This is a genomic window from Nonomuraea sp. NPDC050643 (assembly GCF_040654715.1).
Lineage (GTDB): Bacteria > Actinomycetota > Actinomycetes > Streptosporangiales > Streptosporangiaceae > Nonomuraea.
In genome coordinates, this window is the sequence record NZ_JBFAIM010000075.1 from 1 (window position 1) to 17,300 (window position 17,300).

19 protein-coding genes and 1 pseudogene are annotated in these 17,300 nt (G+C 67.4%); 6 read left to right on the plus strand and 14 right to left on the minus strand.

Annotated elements, in window-relative coordinates:
• The first annotated feature begins 158 nt into the window (after positions 1-158).
• From AB0I15_RS55105 to AB0I15_RS55125, 5 genes and pseudogenes are all read left to right on the plus strand, one after another.
• Complete coding sequence (locus AB0I15_RS55105) at positions 159-419, plus strand: hypothetical protein (protein ID WP_358115884.1); 261 nt, start codon at positions 159-161, stop codon at positions 417-419.
• Positions 416-574 carry a hypothetical protein gene (locus AB0I15_RS55110; protein WP_358115886.1) on the plus strand — a complete coding sequence of 53 codons (159 nt, stop codon included), beginning with the start codon at positions 416-418 and terminating at the stop codon, positions 572-574. The genes AB0I15_RS55105 and AB0I15_RS55110 overlap by 4 nt, the downstream gene beginning before the upstream one ends.
• Before the next feature lie 422 nt (positions 575-996).
• Positions 997-1,209, plus strand: coding sequence for a hypothetical protein (locus tag AB0I15_RS55115; RefSeq protein ID WP_358115888.1), 213 nt, complete (start codon positions 997-999; stop codon positions 1,207-1,209).
• 64 nt (positions 1,210-1,273) lie between these two features.
• Positions 1,274-1,681: an HIT domain-containing protein gene (locus AB0I15_RS55120; protein WP_358115891.1), complete on the plus strand. Its 408-nt coding sequence runs from the start codon at positions 1,274-1,276 to the stop codon at positions 1,679-1,681.
• Positions 1,682-1,701: 20 nt separating this feature from the next.
• Positions 1,702-1,947: pseudogene (locus tag AB0I15_RS55125) on the plus strand (IS1380 family transposase); the annotation flags it as partial.
• Between the two features lie 141 nt (positions 1,948-2,088).
• Here AB0I15_RS55125 and AB0I15_RS55130 read toward each other — a convergent pair.
• Positions 2,089-3,078: a YafY family protein gene (locus tag AB0I15_RS55130; protein ID WP_358115894.1), complete on the minus strand. Its 990-nt coding sequence runs from the start codon at positions 3,076-3,078 to the stop codon at positions 2,089-2,091.
• Between the two features lie 94 nt (positions 3,079-3,172).
• Here AB0I15_RS55130 and AB0I15_RS55135 point away from each other — a divergent pair, with 94 nt between their 5' ends.
• The gene (locus tag AB0I15_RS55135; RefSeq protein WP_358115897.1) at positions 3,173-3,571 is read left to right on the plus strand and encodes a VOC family protein; all 399 of its coding nucleotides are present in this window, start codon (positions 3,173-3,175) and stop codon (positions 3,569-3,571) included.
• Positions 3,572-3,950: 379 nt separating this feature from the next.
• Here the strand turns inward: AB0I15_RS55135 and AB0I15_RS55140 are convergent, their stop codons facing one another.
• The 13 genes from AB0I15_RS55140 to AB0I15_RS55200 all read right to left on the minus strand — a co-directional run bounded on the left by AB0I15_RS55140 (position 3,951) and on the right by AB0I15_RS55200 (position 17,292).
• Positions 3,951-4,103 (minus strand): hypothetical protein, encoded by a 153-nt coding sequence (locus tag AB0I15_RS55140; RefSeq protein ID WP_358116059.1) that lies wholly within the window; start codon positions 4,101-4,103, stop codon positions 3,951-3,953.
• 336 nt (positions 4,104-4,439) lie between these two features.
• Positions 4,440-5,321 (minus strand): radical SAM protein, encoded by an 882-nt coding sequence (locus AB0I15_RS55145; protein ID WP_358115899.1) that lies wholly within the window; start codon positions 5,319-5,321, stop codon positions 4,440-4,442.
• Positions 5,321-6,256, minus strand: coding sequence for a hypothetical protein (locus AB0I15_RS55150; protein ID WP_358115902.1), 936 nt, complete (start codon positions 6,254-6,256; stop codon positions 5,321-5,323). The genes AB0I15_RS55145 and AB0I15_RS55150 overlap by 1 nt, the downstream gene beginning before the upstream one ends.
• A 10-nt stretch (positions 6,257-6,266) precedes the next feature.
• Positions 6,267-7,283: a hypothetical protein gene (locus AB0I15_RS55155; RefSeq protein WP_358115904.1), complete on the minus strand. Its 1,017-nt coding sequence runs from the start codon at positions 7,281-7,283 to the stop codon at positions 6,267-6,269.
• Positions 7,280-8,329: a hypothetical protein gene (locus AB0I15_RS55160; protein ID WP_358115907.1), complete on the minus strand. Its 1,050-nt coding sequence runs from the start codon at positions 8,327-8,329 to the stop codon at positions 7,280-7,282. The genes AB0I15_RS55155 and AB0I15_RS55160 overlap by 4 nt, the downstream gene beginning before the upstream one ends.
• Entirely contained in the window at positions 8,326-9,576 is a 1,251-nt protein-coding gene (locus AB0I15_RS55165; RefSeq protein WP_358115909.1) for an MFS transporter, read from the minus strand. Before AB0I15_RS55165 ends, AB0I15_RS55160 begins: the two co-directional genes overlap by 4 nt.
• Entirely contained in the window at positions 9,533-10,984 is a 1,452-nt protein-coding gene (locus AB0I15_RS55170; RefSeq protein ID WP_358115912.1) for a hypothetical protein, read from the minus strand. Before AB0I15_RS55170 ends, AB0I15_RS55165 begins: the two co-directional genes overlap by 44 nt.
• Complete coding sequence (locus AB0I15_RS55175; protein ID WP_358115915.1) at positions 10,981-12,513, minus strand: amino acid--tRNA ligase-related protein; 1,533 nt, start codon at positions 12,511-12,513, stop codon at positions 10,981-10,983. The genes AB0I15_RS55170 and AB0I15_RS55175 overlap by 4 nt, the downstream gene beginning before the upstream one ends.
• A complete protein-coding gene (locus AB0I15_RS55180) occupies positions 12,510-13,901 on the minus strand; it encodes a radical SAM protein (RefSeq protein WP_358115918.1) in 1,392 nt (463 codons plus the stop codon). Before AB0I15_RS55180 ends, AB0I15_RS55175 begins: the two co-directional genes overlap by 4 nt.
• A complete protein-coding gene (locus tag AB0I15_RS55185) occupies positions 13,861-14,661 on the minus strand; it encodes a class I SAM-dependent methyltransferase (protein ID WP_358115921.1) in 801 nt (266 codons plus the stop codon). The genes AB0I15_RS55180 and AB0I15_RS55185 overlap by 41 nt, the downstream gene beginning before the upstream one ends.
• Positions 14,654-15,970, minus strand: coding sequence for a coproporphyrinogen-III oxidase family protein (locus tag AB0I15_RS55190; RefSeq protein ID WP_358115924.1), 1,317 nt, complete (start codon positions 15,968-15,970; stop codon positions 14,654-14,656). The genes AB0I15_RS55185 and AB0I15_RS55190 overlap by 8 nt, the downstream gene beginning before the upstream one ends.
• 100 nt (positions 15,971-16,070) lie before the next feature.
• Positions 16,071-16,223 (minus strand): hypothetical protein, encoded by a 153-nt coding sequence (locus tag AB0I15_RS55195; protein WP_358115927.1) that lies wholly within the window; start codon positions 16,221-16,223, stop codon positions 16,071-16,073.
• Between the two features lie 97 nt (positions 16,224-16,320).
• Positions 16,321-17,292: a threonine/serine dehydratase gene (locus AB0I15_RS55200; protein ID WP_358115930.1), complete on the minus strand. Its 972-nt coding sequence runs from the start codon at positions 17,290-17,292 to the stop codon at positions 16,321-16,323.
• Positions 17,293-17,300: the final 8 nt, after the last annotated feature.

The following is a 17,300-nucleotide window of genomic DNA, read 5'->3' on the forward strand; positions in this document are numbered from 1 at the left end:
CCACCTGCTCCAACCTCTTCCACGGAGTGATCAAACTACCCGCGGCTGATAGGTGTTTCGGACCGGAACTGGTTCATTGACTCTGACGCGGAAGGGTCATCGCCGGAGCCGGTGGCCGGATCAGCAAGAAGGCCGAGCAGACCCTGACCGACGGCGAAGTGATCGAGCAGGTTAAAGACTTCCTCCACGTCATCTCCAACGCCTTCACCGATCTGGCTGCCCTCACCGAGGATGACCCCGAGGCCGAGCGCAAGCCCGACGAGCTGACCACGGCCCAGAGGGTTCGTCGCACCTCGCTGCTGGGCTCGGTGGGCATGTTGCGTGTCCTGGGCGGCGTCTTCCGCGAGCTGCGTGCTGGCGACAACCCCGCCGAGTTCGACGACATCACCGCGTTCTTCAAGCGCCTTGATCCCCAATGACCGCTCCGGTCACCGAGACCAGCCTCTGGCGCACCAGCGGCGAGGGAGGCGACTTCGAGCCGAACGCCTCCGCACCGATCATGCGGACGCAGAACATCGTGAACCTGGTCAAGGTCATCACCAGCTGGTGCAAGAGGCCGCCCGCTGTCCTGTAACCGACCACGCAACCGACGAAGGGGCGCATCACCCGCCAGTATCCCCGGCTCTTCGCTCACTGGGCATGGACCGCTTGTTACTGGTGATCAGGATGATAAGAGCGGAGTGACGGGAGACTGTCACGCTCCGTTCTGTGGGAGCCCGGGCACTACACGGGTTACCAGCGAAAGGCGACGAGGGAGATCCCGGTTGTGATCATCGAGCGGGTCGAGGGGTAAGCCCGGTCTCGAAGTCGTTCCAGCCCGGGATGGCGCATTCCAGCCATCGCCCGCGACGGAGAGGCGTCGTTCGGCGGTGGCGGACGCCCTGGGACAAGACGCGGCCGGCGTCGCGGGAATCGGCGTCTCGGTCCGGTCACCAAGCTGGCACCCGCTTCACCACCCGGCCTCCGGCCCGTCACGGTCGGGGCCGCCGGTGTGCGGTGGAGCGAGCCGGCGCCTGGGACATCGCGCGTCGCCGACCACAGGAGCCGCCTCCACCATCCCGTAACGGCGAAGGGCTCCTGCAGGACCTGTCCGAGCAGGACCGGCAAGCCCTCGCCGACCTGATCAACCAGTTCGCGCACCAGGAAACCGACCCCGAGCGGCAACTAACGGCCTGGGAGGCGCCCGAAACCCTCGATCTCCTGGCCTGAGAGTGGCCATCCTCAACAGAAACGCCTTTGCATGTCGGCCAGGCGTGCTGTGATCATGCCGGTCATGAGTTGCGTCTTCTGCCGCATCGTCTCCGGCACCGAGCCCTCGCAGACCATCCACGAGGACGAGCACGCCATCGCCTTCCTCAACCTCGCTCAGGCCACCAAGGGCCACACGCTGGTCGTCCCGCGAGCGCACCACCGCGACATGGGGGAGATCCCAGTCGAGACTGCGGCACACGTCATGCGAGCCGCAGTCGAGGTGTCCCGGCGACTCGCCGTCGCGCTCGGGGCTCCTGGAGTGAACCTCTGGCACGCCAGCGGCGAGACGGCCTGGCAGAGCGTCCTCCACTTCCACCTCCACGTGGTCCCCCGCTTCGAGCCCACCGACCTCACCCCGCCGTGGATCGAAGTCGAGCATCCGCTCGAGTCCCTCAAAGGGCTGGCCGAGGAGATCAGGGCCTGGCGCTGACAAACGCTGCTACTACTCACCAGCGGCGCAACGTCCTCATCCGCACCGACTCCGGCGGCGGCAGCCACGCATTCCTGAACTGGCTCACCCGCCCAGGACGATGGCTTAAGTACTCCATCGGCTTGCCCATTACCGACGACATCGCACAGGCGATTCTCAAGCTCCCGGCCACCGCCTGGACCCCCGCCTACAACGCCGACCGCCGGCCACGCCCGGGAGCCTGGGTCGCCGAACTCACCGGCCTGCTGGAGCTGACCGGCTGGCCCGGTCAGTGCCCTCCCGCGCCGTGGCGGCTGCCGCAGGATCCAGCGCCTCGATCCGCCGCGCCAGCGTGCTGCGGGCCCAGACTCCCTTGAAGATCTTGATCGCCCACAAGACGTGCATCTCATGACATTGGTTCCTCGCTGTCAGGCTTGGCGGGCGTAGGAAGCAAGGCGATCGGCGAGCGCGATGACGAGGTCGCGCAGTTCATCGGGGCGCTCGATGACGAACGGACAGTCGAGTGCGACGAGTGCCGGAGGCAACCAGTCGAGGCGCTCCGCCCGTAGTTCGACGCGCAGCCAGCACTCGGTCGCCCGGTTCTCGCCTGTCGTGGGCCCGTGCTCCTCCAGGCTCGCGACGCTGGCGGGAAGGTGGGCGCGGATCTGCTCAACCGTCCCGTAGATCCGCAAGGTCACCTCATGCCGGTACTCAGCCGTGGCGAACCCTGACAAGACGCGCTGCGCCGGATCGGGACCCACGGGCGCCTCGAATGAGCCGGGCAGGGTCCTCGCGTCTGCGATGCGATCGAGCCGGAAGGTTCGGTCCTCGCCGATGTTGGGGTCTTCGCCCGTGACGTACCACCGGCGCGCATGGGCGACGATCCCGTACGCGTGCAGCGTGCGTTCGCTGCGCCGTCCATCGCGGTCGGTGTAGCGGATCGAGACCGGTCGGCGGTGGCGCACCGCAGCGGCCATGGTGAGCAGGACGCCAGCGTCCGGGGTAGCGAACTTACCGGGCTGATCCGTGAAGGCGAGGGCTTCCAGGAGCGTGTCCAGCCGGCGGGCGATGTGCTTGGGGAGCACCCGCCGGATCTTCGCCGATGCCGTTTCACTTGCCGTGCCCTGCGTCGTCGTCAACCCTGCTCGGCGGCAGGCGACCAGGCCGAGCAGCACGGCCAGCGCCTCGTCGTCGCTGAGCATGAGCGGCGGCAAGCGGTACCCGGGGGCGAGCCGGTACCCACCATAGCGGCCGCGCACCGATTCCACGGGCACGTCCAGGTCGATCAGCTGGTCCACATACCGCCGCACGGTGCGCCCTTCGACGCCGAGCCGGTCAGCGAGTTCGGCCACCGTCCGGGTTCCGCCCGACTGCAGCAGCTCCAGGAGTGTCAGCACGCGGCCGGTGGGTCGAGGCATGTTCGCAGCCTAACGCGAATACTGGACTGATTCTGTCCAGTATTTCTCCTAGCCTGCGACGTGGCACGCCTCCATCACAGTCAAGGAGATCCCCATGGACTTCGTCTCAATCCGCATCATCACCAGCGACGTGGCGCGCCTGGTCGCGTTCTACGAGCGAGCCACAGAGGTGCCGGCGATGTGGGCCACCGAGGACTTCGCCGAACTCAAGACCGCGGCCGCCACCCTCGCGATCGCCAGCACCCGCACCGTCCCGCTGTTCGCCCCGGGCTCTGCCCGCTCGGCGGACAACCACAGCGTGATCACCGAGTTCCTCGTCGACGACGTGGACCGCGTACACCAGAACCTGACCGGCTTCGTCACCGACTTCGTCAGCGAGCCCACCACGATGCCCTGGGGCAACCGGTCGCTGCTGTTCCGTGATCCCGACGGCAACCTCGTCAACTTCTTCACCCCCGTCACGCCGGCGGCCATCGAAAAGTTCGCACGCTGACGCCACGCACAGCCGCTGCCTGGCCAAGTGGTACGCCCGCTGTCGCGCACACGGCGAGAACGGCCTGCTTGACCGTTCCTCCCGCCACCAGCCCGGCCCACTCCCCCAAGGACTCTGCGCCAAAGATCACAGCCCGGCGGCTGTCCACCGCCACCCCCCCCAACGCCCGCATCTGCCGCCGACACCCTTGCGGAGCCGTCATGACCACCCCGCCCGCGCGCTGCCGGCCGCCACCCTCCCCGCCGGCCACCTGAGTGCCGCCCGCACCGAGCTCGGCGCGCAGCCAGCGGTTGAACGCCTCCTGGTAACCGCTGCCGTCTGCGTCGTCGGGTTCGTCGACACCGGCGTTCGGTCGCGGTTCAGGCCCGTCACCCGGCCTTCACAACGGACCCTGCGGCTCATACGCCGGGACCGTGTCGGTCAGGCCGTCCCACTCCGCCACCGTCAGGCCGGCCGCGGCCAGAGCCGGATCATGCGTGGCATCGACCAGTCTCCAGCGGCCCGCGATGAGCACGTCAGCTGCGGTGTGCACGTCTTCCCCGGAAAATCACCGTGTTGCGCAAGGTCATGTTGCGTCACGATCAGAGGCATGTTGTGGGACGGCGTCGCGGTGTTCGGCGGCCCGAAACATGTGACGATCGCCTCCCCAGGTGCCATCGAAGATCATATAGAAGAGACGGAGCGTCACGAGCCTCGAGCATGCCCGACCCAGGCCACTGCTCCGACCAGGAAGCCGAGAGAAACCCGCAGCTCACGACCGTGAACGGAGCATTGACACCCTTCACGCATGAGGCGACATCATATTCGGCACCCACTCCCCTGGACCCGACGGGACCTCCGCCCCCGATCGCGTTCGACGAGCCCGCGATCAGGTGAGCGAAAGGCATCCCGTGCTCGCGCACGGTCCGGCCGGGCGGCGCGCGAGCACTGCGCCCTTGCCGGCCAGGAGCTCCGGCAGTGACACGTCCCTGACGTTCCCCAACGACGTGTCCCCGCGATGGGCACAGACCCAGATCTCGCCGTCGGAATTCACGAACACGCCTTCCTGGCCCGTCACACACGACCGGATCATGGAGATTCGGCCGGAGATCAGGAAATGCCGCAATCTCTCGAAATACACCCGGCTTTTGAAAACGTCCGCCGACTCGTCGATGACGCGCAGCAGCTCGGTGCGTTCAGCATGGGTCAAGGTGCTCATGCTCAGCGGATGGCGAGACGGCACCGACACCGCGAGCAGCTCGATCTGCCATTTCCGATCCCGCGCCCGGCGTACGAGCTCCTCGACCTCCCTCCAGTTGAGACTGGTCACCACCATGACGATCTGCAGCGGCACGCCCGCCGCGTCGAGACGTTCGATGCCCGCCAGGGTCGCTTTCGTGCCACCGCGAACCTGGTCGGCCGCGTCAGGACTCACATGATCGATGCTCACGTCAGCGCCGCATCCCACCCGCGACAGCGCCTCGGCGATCTCATCGGTCACGCGTACCGCGTTGGTGAAGACGCGGACCATGTCGACGTGCCGGCGCGCCACTGCCGCCAGCTCCACGAGGTCCGGTCGGAGCAGGGGTTCGCCACCAGTGAGCGCCACGCTCCTGACAGGCAGGTGAATCGTGCACCGCCGCAACCAGCGGTCGTAGTCGGAAGCCGTGAGCCGGCTGGGCGTGTAGCTGTACTCCCCTGTCTCGAAATAGCAGTAGGTGCAGGTGAGGTTGCACTGGTCGGCCACCATCCACATCTGATGGGTGAGCATCACCACTCCTTGTCGAGGGAGGAGTCACGGGAGAGCGGCAGGTCGAAGTGGAGCCGTTCGCGGCGGCGGCCGCCGATCAGCCCGCTGTCGCCGAAACCCACGTGCAACCGCCCATGGCTCTTTTCGAACAACGTGGTAGGCGGAAGCCAGGCTGCTGCCCTGTTGAGACCTATGCCGAGCTCCACCATCGGAGTATCGAACTCGGGCAACGCCCCAGCGCCCCCCTCACGTGAAAGCCTTCCGCGACGAACCCGGGCGCGTATGTGCCTGCCGCGGCCCATGGACAGTTCGACGGCTCCATCGAACGACTCCGGCGGAGCCACGACCCACACCTCTCCGTACGGCAGTTGCAGCACGGGAACGTCGAGGAGCGCGGAGGTGAAGTCATCCCTCACCTCGAACGGCCGGCTGACCTCCAGAACCCCCGTGTTCCCCGATCGCACCCTGAGCTGTGTGCTGTCCTGGAGCACGGCGCGCAATTCCGCGCCGGCCGCGACCACGGTCTCCACGTCGGCCGACAGCGCGCTCAGGTAGGCGTTCCGCAGCGGATCGGCAGCCACGGTAGAGGTCATTCCGTGCGGGAAGTCGACGAAGACCATTTTGACCCCGCAATCCAGCAACCGGTAAAGGGCCTGGAGGTCGGCGCCGGGACGCCCCGGGCCGAAAGGGTCGTGATAGATGAGCACGTCCGCGGCGTAGGCCCGGCCGCCGACGAGCAGGCGTCCGCGATCGTCCGGAGCGGGGGGCGCCCAGCAGCGGTCCTGCGGGGGCAGCCGGACATCGCTGACCTCCATGCCCAGCTCCCGTAGCGCTGGTAGCAGGCCGGTCCAGAGAGGATCGTCGCCGCGCCGCATGAGCACAACCGTCGCCATGCGTGGGTCCAGTCGCGTGACGGCGTCCGCAATCGTGGCGATCGCTTGCTTCTCTGGTGGCATCACGGACATCTCACCCCTGCCGCGCCGGGAGGAGCCGGGCGTCGGCCGGGCTGCGCAGGCCGCACAGGACGGTGATGAGCCGTTCCCAGAACATGTGAAGGATGACGCCATCGCACTCGGCCACTCGATATCCGCCGAGATGCAACCAGTCGCGGCTCGTACCATCCCCGGGAGACACCCAGGTCGGACACCACTGGCGGGGCAGGCCGTGGTCCTCCCGCAGCGCGGTGCTGTCGGCGAGATCGAGGCATCTGGCCACCGCCACGGGGTCACCGCCGCACACCGCCAGCCGGGTCCGGCCGTCCGGCAGCGGGATCCTGACCGGCTGTGCCCCTACGGCGTGAAGCCGTCCGGTCAGCACGGCATGGGCTTGGGCGGGCCAGGCCGGAGGGGGATCGAAGAACGCCGGCGACCGTTCCTGGGTGGCGAAGCGGCCGAACGCCGCGACCGGCACACCGTCGCCCGCTGTCTCCGCCAGCCGGCAGATCAGCCCGGTACCGAGGTCGGCCAGTTGGTCGAACACGGCGGTCGTATCCGCCACCACGAGCCGTTCCTCCTGCCCGGCGTCTTCCTCGGCTTCGTCGCCGGCGGAGCCGTGAGGGAAGGGCAGGACGAAGGCGAAGAAACGATCCAGGCCGCCGCCGATGGCTTCCGCGATGGACGCGTCACCGGCCGCGCCGGGCAGACTCACCTCTGGAAACTTCTGCCTTCTGAGCTCGACGTGGCAGGCCATTCTGATGTCGCTGGCCGGCTCGAGATGCGGGACAGGGTTGGCGATGAAGCGGGGACGCACCGGGCGACCGAGTCGGCGCACGCCGCGCCCTTCGATCTTGGTCACCTGCAGGGTGTTCCGTGGGCCGGCACAGCCCTCAACCAGGACGGGAGACTCCGGCCGGAGTCCGAGGTCGCGCAGCAGGCCGGAGTCGACTCCGAGGAGGCGCAGCCAGCCGGTGGCCATCGCGAGATAGAACGAGCCCTTGTCCCTGACGAGCCAACCGGCATGCGTACGTGCCGCTCCCGCGTTCATGGCAGCGCCACGACTTCCTCGACCAGCGCGGCTACCTGCGCCCCCGTGAACTCGGCCGGCTCGGCGGCGAGTGCACGAACGACGTCGTGCAGAGCGCGGGAGTCGGCCTGGAAAGCGGACAGCCATCGCCGGGTGCCGACTGCGAGCAGGTCGTGATAACGATCCAGGGAAAGGTGCGCGCGTTCGGCGGGTCCGACGCTGAACAACTGCTGGAGACGGCGTTCATCGTGCCGCCTGGGATAGGACCGCGTGATCACGTCGTAGGCCGCACTTCCCCAACGCTCCCTGACGTACAGCGCCTGCAGCGCCTCCGGCAGGCACTCCTGCGGCCAGAGGAACCCCGGGCCCGTGAAACGGATCCGATTGCCGAACCATTGATGCGACAGTTCGTGCGGCAGGAACTGGCCGAATAGTGTGGCGGGGAAGTCGAGCAGGCCGGGGTGGACGGCGATGATGCCCGGGTAACTGTAGGCGTAGGCACCGGGCACCGCCACATCGACGACGCTCACGTCGTCGATCGGCCCCAGCCAGCCGGTGAGTGTCTGAAGAATACGCGTGACCTCGCTGCCCGCCCGGCGGTCGGTCGTGACGACCTCTCCCTGCCGCACCTCGACACGGAGGCGGGGTTCGTCGCCTGGTGGCCAGGCCACGACGAACGGGACTCCGTGGTGCGGATCCGTGCCGCAGACGAGACCGCCCTCGCCGATCACCCGGGGCGTCGTCCTGGTGACGTGGAAGTCACGTCCGGCCGGCCGGGCAAGCCATGGCTGCTCCGGCACCAGGCCGACTCGTGCGCCGACCGGAATGGCGTAGGCGATGCGTACGCTGCTCGCGCCATGCGAGCCGGCCAGAGTGAGCCGGTCCTCCTCGTGCCGCCACAGCATCGGCGAGCCGTCCCCGTCGCGGCACTCCACCACCTGGCAGCCGGGGCTCAGCGACACCACGAGCACGTCGCCGGGTTCGCGCTCGATCTGCGTCTCGACGTGGAGGACATCGCGGCCAGAGCACAGGCTTGCCGATACGAGCGCGCGACTCCGGGTTCTCACGACAGGCTCTCCTCAAGCTGGGCCGATACGGCGACGCGCCGGCGAAGGGCGAGGAGCGGCAGAAGGGCAAGCGCCGTGATGGCCGTCGCCGCGAGCCAGACCTCGCGGAAACCGAACACCGAGATCAGCTCGCCGGCGCCGAGCGTGCCGACGACGCCGGCCAGGGTCTGGATGCTCGACCTCGCGGAAGTCCAGCTCGTCCGCTTCTCCGCGGGGACGAGGTCGTGCAGCCAGCTGCTGAAGGCCATCAGGTCAAGTCCCAGCCCGATCTCGTAGCAGACCAGGCCGACCGCCCACAGCGACCAGTGGGGGGCGAGGCTCATCATCAGGTATCCGGCGACGCACGTCAGCACGCCCGCCACGGACAGCGCCGCCAGGCCCCACCGGCGGTTGAGCAACCCGGCGAGCCAGGTCCCCAGCGCCATCGCCGCGATCGAACCGGCCAGCGCCACACCGATGCTGCTCTCCGGCAGCTCGAGTTCCTGGGTGGCGAACAACTGGTAGCTCAACAGGAAACTGGTGAAGCCGATATGGACCAGAGCGCTTTTGTACAGGACGAGCCTCATGGTGGGATCGCGGACGACCAGCCGGGCGTTGGTCCACACCGTGGCGGGGAGGTTCGCGAGTCTGCCCTGCGGATCACGATTGTCCGTACCCATCAGCAACACCACCGCCGTGACGAACGCCAGCGCGGCGGCTGTGAAGAGCACGAAGTGCGCGCCGTGGCTGAGCAGCGGAGCTCCCACGAGGAGCGCCGCCAGCGCACCGACGATCATGGAGACGGTAGCGGCCCTCGACAGAACCGTCGTGCGCCGGTCCCCCGCGCCGGCGCTCTCCATCCGGTCGACGAGCCAGGCGGTGGGAGCTCCGGCGATCAGTGCCATGCCCGCGGCCCACAGCGTCATGGCCACGACGAAGCCGGGCGAGTCGGTGGCGAAGCCGTACATCAGCAGGCCGCTGCCCACGAGGACCGCTCCGGCCGCCGCGGTGCGCTTGCGACCCCACTGATCGGCGAGGTTGCCGGCCGGGAAGTCCACCACGGCAAGCACCACGGACCCGAGGGCCAGAATGAAGGCTATCTCCGCCGGGCCGAGCCCCTGCTCGTTCATGCGCAGGATGTAGCCCGTGCCGAAAAGCTTGTCCACGACGCTGATCAGCACGCTGAAAAGGCCGAAAGACAGAGCCAGCCGGCGCACCGATGGGTCATTCTTCACTGAGTCCCTTTCCGAGCAGGTCGACGGCGCCATGCTGGGCCACCATGGCCTCCATCTCTCCTTCGCCGCGCTCGGCGGCGAACTTGCGCAGCACCAGATAGCCGACAATCGGCGCCGTTGCCCGCCAGGGATCGAAGTAGGAATTCAGCACGAGGGAGGGGGCGTCGGCCGAGCCGCAGGCATCCATCGCGGTCAGGTTTTCCGCCACTTCTCTGAACGGCCTGTTGCGTGCGTGGACGAGCAGGGCGGCGAGCGCCTGGCCGCAGTACTTCGCCATCCTCGCGTGGAACCGGGCGTTCACCGAGGGGTCATGGGCGAGAGTGGCGTACAGCCCTTCGCACCAGCGTCCCCATCCCTCAACGAACGCCCGGTTGCCGTGCCGGAGGCAGAGCAGGTGACCGTGGTGTCCACGCACCTGGGCGGTGTGCTGCCAGTGATGGCCGGGGAAACACTCGTGGGCCAGATCCAATTCGAGGTCGGCCCGATACGCGTAAACGGCCGGCCGGACGAAGACGACCGCCGATCCGCCGCCACGTGACCCGGCGTTCTGGTAGCTCGCCGAGGTGACTCCTGGCACCGCGTCATCGGACACGTCCAGGCGCAACGTGCCGAGGCATTCGCCGCCGCCGAACCTCGGCGCGAAGATGTCCGGGAGCCGTGCGATCAGCCGGCTGATCTCGTCCGCGGACCCCGGTATCGGGCCGGAGACCGGTGCGCGTGTGCGAGCGATCTCCCGCCTCGACCGGTCGAGCTGGTGCCGCAGGGCATGTTCGAGTTCGTCGGGACCGCATGCGACGCCGGTAGCAGCCCGCAGGCCCGTCTCCCAGACCTGCGCTCCCATGGGGCGCAGTGAATGGCCTTTCCCGATGGCCTGTGACAGCCATGCCGAGAACCCGTCGATGGCCGCATCCGCACGGGCCGTCTCATCCGCGCATCCCCCGCCGGCGGCATCGCCCACCTGCCCCACCATGCAGCGGCTGGCGGCCAGATGGCGTACGGCGCGCCGGAGATCGACTTGGCCGCACTCCTGGCGGTCGAGGTTCCGCATCGCTGAGCCGAAGAGGCCGGGCAGATTCGTCAGGAAGGCACGGACCCATGTCGGCGGCAGCGGCCGATCACGGAGGTTGCCCGCGGCCATCTGCGCAAGGACCCCATAGCACTGGCGATCCACCCAGAACTGTGGATCACGCTGCCAGCTCAGCGCGGTGTCCAGTTCGAAGCGGCGGCCGTCCAGGCACCAGCGCAAGAGGCGTACCTCGTGATCGTCCGCCGAGTCGGACGCCTGATCCACGTGGTCGCTCATCGATCGGTACGCCTCGCTCAGCGTGGCGGGGGCGACGGGCGTGGGCGAGATGGCGAACTCATCCCACGCAAGCGCGTATCCCGGATGGTGCGTGACCGCGACCGTGAAATATCGTTGCACGAGGTCGGCCCATGTCATGCTCGACCGCCCTCAGCCTTGACCGGCAGCCCAGTGACCGCGCACTGCCCCGATCCCGTCTTCGGCATGATCATCACATCTCGCATGGGGACGCCGAGCAGCAGGGCCACGAGCCGTTCCCACCCGATCGAGGTGTTGTGCAGCGGCGGAGCGCCGAACCGGAGAGCATCGAGGTAGTACCCGTATGTCTCCTCCGGATCCGCCACTCCCGCGTCGGAGAAGTTCTTCAGCGCCTGACCGTGATCCACCTCGTTCTGGCTGCCGCTCAGCAACTCGACACCGTTGACGACCAAGTCGTACGAATCGGAGAGTTCTCCCTCGGGGCCCAATCGTCGCCCGAAGAGGCATCTGCTGTGGTGCGGGTGCTCCTCCTGCTTCTCGTCGGACAGGAACGGCTGGCGCCGGATCCACACCGGGCCGAACGCGGGTGGCTGCTCGTTCGTGACGAGCGGGTAGAGGGCCTGCGCGAGCATGCGAACGAACGCCTCGGCGCGCGCTCCGTCCGCGCAACCCACCAGCGCCACCGGCCCGGACGGGACCAGGCCGGGGATCATGGCGCCGAGCGTGCCCACCCCGTCGGAGTCGTGCTGGAAGACCGCTTCCGCGCCCAGGTGCCGTTCGGCCATGCTCCGCAGCGCATGGGCGATGTCCGCGCTGCACTCGGGGACGATGAGCGCCCGGATGCGCTGACCAGGGCGGCCGAGAGGATCCCCGTCCAGCACCGGCGTGGGAAAGGCGGCGTAGCGGTAGTCGGGGGTGTCCGAGCCGAACCTGCGTATGCAGGCATCGTGGTCGATGACGGGAAACGGCGCCTTCCCCCAGGAAGGGAGGCCCAGGGCGCTGCTCACCGTCTCGAACAGGCCTTCCAGGAGGCGAAACTGCTCCTCCACGGAGGTGAACGTGACCGCGAGGTTGAGCTGGGTGAATTCGTACGCCTTCAGCGGCGACGCGCTCGATTCCGTGCGGAAGCACCGGCTGAACTGGAAGGCGCGGTCTATGCCGCCGATCGCGCACAACATCGCCGGTACGGTGGGCGACTGCTGCAACCAACTCCCCGATTCGGGGTCGGCGGAGTCGGTCACCAGCAATTCCGGCTCACCGTACTCCCTGGTCGCCCGCCAGAGCTGCGGCGTGTTCGCCTCGACGAAGTAGTGCTCCGCCAGATGGCTCCTGGCGACCGTGACCGCCCGATCGGCGGCTCTGAGCAGGTCGACCGCCTCGCCGCTCCTGAATCTGAGGTAGGAGTACGGCGAATCGCTCCCGGTCACGCCCTCCGGCAGGGCGGCCGTCGCGGGCCAGACGCATGCCGACACTCCGACGAACCCGGTGGCCGACCTGGTCGCCTGCACCTCGACCGCGTCGCCGGTCCGGACGCCGTCGAGCTCGGCGCACGGCACGACGGCTATGGACCCGGTCGAGTCGGCCACCTGCACGGCGTCCGCGGTTCGCTCGGTCACCCAGCCGCACACGCGGATCTTGCTGCCCGGCGGCATCGCCGCCGCCTCGGCGGCCATGGTGCGGGGGGTCATTGCCGCAGGCCGATCGAAGGCTGGGTGAGCACGAAGGGCACCATGGTCTTGAAGAACTTGCAGCGGTCGGGGTTGAGACCGCCGCCGTTGAAGAGCCGCTCCAGCGTGCAGGGCCCGCCGCACACCATGCCGGCGATGCAGCCGTCGCAGTCGTCCACACTTGTGGCGTCGTAGTGCCAGTCGGCCACGCGCTTCTTGGAGATCTGGTGCACGCTCGGGGTGGTGACCCGTTCGTCCTGGTGCCACACGATGCAGAACGACAGCGACCCGTCCGCTGCGACGTATCCGCCCCAGTGCGCTTCGGTGCCTGTCGGGTTGCCGTCGAAACAGCGGTCGGGCTGCGGCCTGCGCTTGTTGATGAGCTCCACCAGGAACGCGCCCAGCGAGTGGAACTCCACCCCGTGTCTGTTGCAGAACAGCCATGACTCCTGTACGGAGCGGGAAAGCGACAGGCCGTCCACTTCCCAGCCGTCCGCCGTCGGCTGTGGAGCGTTCACCGCCACGCTCTTCGCGCCGAGCTCCTCGACCACGAAGCGGACGATCTTCGGCAGAATTTCCACGGTCTCGGGCAGCAGTGTGATGAGAAAGCGCGGCTCACCGCCGGCGGCCCGTATCTCCTTCAGCGCCTCGATCACCAGGTCGTAGCTGCCGCGGCCGTTGTGGAACACGCGGTGGCGGTCGTTGATCTCCTTCCAGCCGTCCAGGCTGATGGTGAGGCTGACATCGTGCTCGGCCAGCCACCGGGCGCGTTCACCGGTCATCAACGTGCCGTTCGTTGTCATCTCGTGGGTGAATCCCGCGATGCGCCCGGCCGCGACGGCCTCTTCGAGCACTCGGGTGGTGTCCTGGATCAGATCCCACCTCAGCATCGGCTCACCGCCGAAGTACTGTACGGTCGGCCACCCGTTGGGGTTCTGCTGGATGAGCCATTCGACATGCTCGAGAAAACGCTCGGCCGGCGCCGGCTGCTTGGGCAGGTCTTTGTAGATGACCTCTTCGACGAAGCAGTAGTCGCATTTCAGGTTGCACCGCTCCGTCAGGGACATGCGGAGAAAACTGAACTTGCCGTCGCGGGTCTTCCGCTGCGTCAGGCGAATGTCGGTGAGCTTGTCGAGCAGGCGGCGCTCCTCGACACGGTCCACGGGAACCAGCAGGCCAGAGCCCACGAGCACCTGCTCCGTCGCCGCTGACGCGTCTTCGATCGGGTGCGGCTGCTCGAACGAACGCCACACTTCCGCGTCGTCCTGATCACCCTCGAGCACCTCTAGCGTAAGGCTGTTGAAGAACGTGACACCCGCCTCGTGGCGCAGCACGTGCCCATACTTCGACTGCTTGTAGATGGTCATGTCATTCACCTCGCCTTGCCACGACCACTTGCGGGCCGTCATACGCTGACTTCCGTTGTCCGGTGGCGTAGTCGCCCACCAGTTCGCACAGGCGCAACTTGGCGACCTTGAGCAGCAGCAGCATTTCCGCCGGATACACGTAACGCATGGTCAGTTCCGTGAACAACGCAGGGCCGAGCACCCCGTCGGGTCCTATCCGCCGGTGCGTCATGCGGAGTTTCTCCCGCTGGGCGAGCCGATCTACCAGCACGGTCTGCTCCGCCAGGTACTCCGCGTCGTCGGGGGTCTGGAATCGGTGAGACTGGACGGCGGCCGATCCGTCGGCGAGCAGGCGAAGATCCGGCGTGAAGATGTCGATGACCACGACCCCGTCATCGGTGAGGTGGCGGCGCATGGTCGCCAGCGTCGCCAGTTGGTCGCGTTGCGTCAGGTTGTAGAGGAACACGTTCCCCGGCATCGTGATGAGCGGGAAGCGTCGGCCGAGGTCGAGGTCGCGCATATCGCCCGTTTCCAGCGACAGTCGCCGTCGCACGTCGGCGGGCTCCGCCGCCATCCGGCGGCGTACGGCACCGAGCATGCTTTCGGAGACATCGATCCCGACGACTTCGTGACCGTCCCTGGCGAGCGGGAGGGCGAACTGGCCGGTCGCCACCCCGATCTGGAGCACCGGCCCGCCGTACTTGGCCGCGAGCGAACGAAGGTGGTCGATCGCCGGATTGCCCGCCCCGTCGGCCAGCAGCGGGGAGTGGTCGTAGAGGGCGGCCAGTTCGTCCCCGTACCAGTTCCCTGTGTGGTCAGCCACAGCACGTCCCCGCTTCCGCCACAGAGTGATCAGCAGGCGCCAGAGCCTCTTCGATATCGCCCAGCCGCAGAATTCCCTGCAAGGTGAGCTCCAGATGATCTGGAGTCGAGTCGACCAGTTCCTCGGCGACCATCCACTCGATCTCGGGTCCGAAGACGTCGTGCGGTGATGAGCCGAACCGGGCCTCGAATGCGTGGAGTAAATACCGCCGTTCGCGAATGCCGTAGGAGAGGTGCCGGACCATCCGCGCCCGATGGTTCATGTGATCGGCCGTCACGGCGGTCTCAGCGCAAGTGTCAGCCAGTGCCACATATCTGTTGATGTTGCGATCGTTCTCGTAGACCACGTCGTTCAGCTGGCTCGCGGCCGCCTGGCCCACTCCCAGCCAGTCCTGTCCCCTCATCTGCCACAGCCCGTACTGGTGGTGATGCTCGGGACCGCGGCTGTAGTGGAAGCTCGTGTATCTCTCGAACCCGGCGGCGCGCAGCATCGAGTCCGCGACCAGGAGTTGCTCCTGCCGCTCCATGAACTCCGTGCTGGACCGCCTGCCGGTCTCGATGAGCGAGTTGAGGCGCGTCTGCGGATAGACCCACAACGGGTACAACGCAATGTGGTCGACCTCGAAGTCGAGGGCCGTCCGTACGTCCGCCGCGATCACATCGGTTCCGCCGCCGGGCAAGCCGTAGATCAGGTCGATGCCGACGGAAGGCAGACCGGCCTGTTTCGACTGGGTGATGGCGCGCATCGCGTCTTCACGCTCGTGTCGGCGTCCGACGGCCTCCAGCACCTCGTCGTTGAAGGTCTGCACGCCCATGTTGAACTTGATGTTGCCGGCGCTCCTGAGGACCTCCAGCTTGTCCGGGGTCACGGACGTGGGGAATCCCTCGACCAGTATTTCCGCATCCGGGTTGCCCCTGAGGTAGTGCCGCATCCGAGCCAGCACATCGTCCAGCTGGCGGGGGCTCAACATGGTGGGTGTCCCGCCACCGAGTTGGGCGGTCTCGAACGGGGCGGCGCCGAAGGTGCTGTCCTCGGCGTAGAAATCCAGCTCCGTGTTCAGCGCTCTGGCGTACCGGTCGATCAATTCGGGAGTCACGCTCTTCCCGACGACGGTCACAAAATCGCAGAAATAGCATCGCGTCACACAGAACGGCACATGGACGTAAAGTGCCAGCGGGTCGGATCCGAGGCGAACCTTGCGCACCTGGTCGACCTGCTGTTCAGTGCTCGGCATTTTCGGCTGGAATCTAACAGGAAAGGGCAGGGAAGTCTTGCGCGATCCCCTGCTCGTGCTTGGGTCGTCGGCCATTGGCGCAGATCCTTGAGAATCGTCACACGCGGGTCAGGCGGCGCTCACCGATCTGTTGAGCCGGGGAGCGCCGCCCCTTGCTGCATCGACGACTATGCGGCTAGTCGTTTTCCTGCCGGCCGTCAGCGATGGCGCTGATCAGCTCCTGCTCGAAATCTCCGAAATCGGCGTAGTCAGATTCAAACACGTGCCCGGATCGGGAGCACGGATTACCCTCGGGGGCGGACATGGTAATGACCTTTGACTTCAACATTTTGACACCTCCTTCGTTTCTTCCTGCTGTTTCGAGCATAGAATCCACTTAACCTGACAACCGGCAATTACGTCGGCAAGATGCGGCATTCCCGGTGCTATCGCGAATCGAGCAGGGACCGATGCCAGGCGGGGCTGACGTTGCCGCCTGACATCACGGCCGCAACCGGTCCGCGGTCCCTGCTACGCCCCCGGAGCATCGCCGCGCAGGCGACGGCCCCGCTGGGCTCCGCGACGATGCCCTCGGACTCGGCGAGCAGTCGCACCGCCCGGGTGATCTCCGTCTCCGAGACGGTCTCCATGGCATCGGCGAGCCTGCGCACCAATGGCCACGCGTAGTGCCCCAGGCTTGGCACCCGCAACCCGTCCGCGACGGTTCTGTAGGTGTCGGCGACAGGCCAGGCGGTCAACTCCCCCCGCCGGAAACTCTCGCAGGCGTCCGCCGCCAGTTCCGGTTCGACTCCGATGACCCTGGTCGTCCCCCCCAGCCCCTTGAGGGCGACCGCCGTACCCGCCAGCAGGCTTCCCGTGCCCGTAGGCAGGTAGACGGTGCTCAGTTCCCGGCACTGCGCCACCAGTTCCAGGCCCACAGTGCCCTGCCCGGCGATGACATCGGGCAGGTCGCAGCCGATCAGTGCGAGACCGTGTCGATCGCGGATGTCCACGGCGACGGCGTCCAGGGAGTCGGGGTCGGTGACGACGACTTCGGCGCCGAGCGCTCTGAGCGCGTCGACCTTCACCTGCGGCGCGCTGTGCGGGACCACGACGATCGCCGCGACCTTCAGGATCGTGGCGGAATGGGCGACCGCACGTCCGTGATTGCCCGATGACGTCGCGACCACTCCTGGCAGCGCCCTCGCGTCGTGGAGCTTCAACATCGCGAAGAGGGCTCCGCGGATCTTGAAGGAGCCCGTGGGCTGCCCGTGTTCCGCCTTGAGCCAGACCGGACGGTTCCCGGCCGTCCGCAGCCGGTGCAACGGGGTACGGGGAAGGTGCGGTTCCAGCCGTTCAGCCGCTTCGATGACATCGTCGAGGACCACGACGTCGGCGGCGGCCAGGGGTGCTTCCATGAGGCTCT

Coding starts and splice junctions, on each gene's coding strand:
- AB0I15_RS55180 (WP_358115918.1), bottom strand. CDS start 13,901: ATGACGGCCCGCAAGTGGTCGTGGCAAGGCGAGGTGAATGACATGACC.
- AB0I15_RS55165 (WP_358115909.1), bottom strand. CDS start 9,576: ATGGCGCCGTCGACCTGCTCGGAAAGGGACTCAGTGAAGAATGACCCA.
- AB0I15_RS55120 (WP_358115891.1), top strand. CDS start 1,274: ATGAGTTGCGTCTTCTGCCGCATCGTCTCCGGCACCGAGCCCTCGCAG.
- AB0I15_RS55155 (WP_358115904.1), bottom strand. CDS start 7,283: ATGAACGCGGGAGCGGCACGTACGCATGCCGGTTGGCTCGTCAGGGAC.
- AB0I15_RS55130 (WP_358115894.1), bottom strand. CDS start 3,078: ATGCCTCGACCCACCGGCCGCGTGCTGACACTCCTGGAGCTGCTGCAG.
- AB0I15_RS55200 (WP_358115930.1), bottom strand. CDS start 17,292: ATGGAAGCACCCCTGGCCGCCGCCGACGTCGTGGTCCTCGACGATGTC.
- AB0I15_RS55145 (WP_358115899.1), bottom strand. CDS start 5,321: ATGCTCACCCATCAGATGTGGATGGTGGCCGACCAGTGCAACCTCACC.
- AB0I15_RS55110 (WP_358115886.1), top strand. CDS start 416: ATGACCGCTCCGGTCACCGAGACCAGCCTCTGGCGCACCAGCGGCGAG.
- AB0I15_RS55135 (WP_358115897.1), top strand. CDS start 3,173: ATGGACTTCGTCTCAATCCGCATCATCACCAGCGACGTGGCGCGCCTG.
- AB0I15_RS55175 (WP_358115915.1), bottom strand. CDS start 12,513: ATGACCCCCCGCACCATGGCCGCCGAGGCGGCGGCGATGCCGCCGGGC.
- AB0I15_RS55150 (WP_358115902.1), bottom strand. CDS start 6,256: ATGCCACCAGAGAAGCAAGCGATCGCCACGATTGCGGACGCCGTCACG.
- AB0I15_RS55195 (WP_358115927.1), bottom strand. CDS start 16,223: ATGTTGAAGTCAAAGGTCATTACCATGTCCGCCCCCGAGGGTAATCCG.
- AB0I15_RS55190 (WP_358115924.1), bottom strand. CDS start 15,970: ATGGCCGACGACCCAAGCACGAGCAGGGGATCGCGCAAGACTTCCCTG.
- AB0I15_RS55170 (WP_358115912.1), bottom strand. CDS start 10,984: ATGACATGGGCCGACCTCGTGCAACGATATTTCACGGTCGCGGTCACG.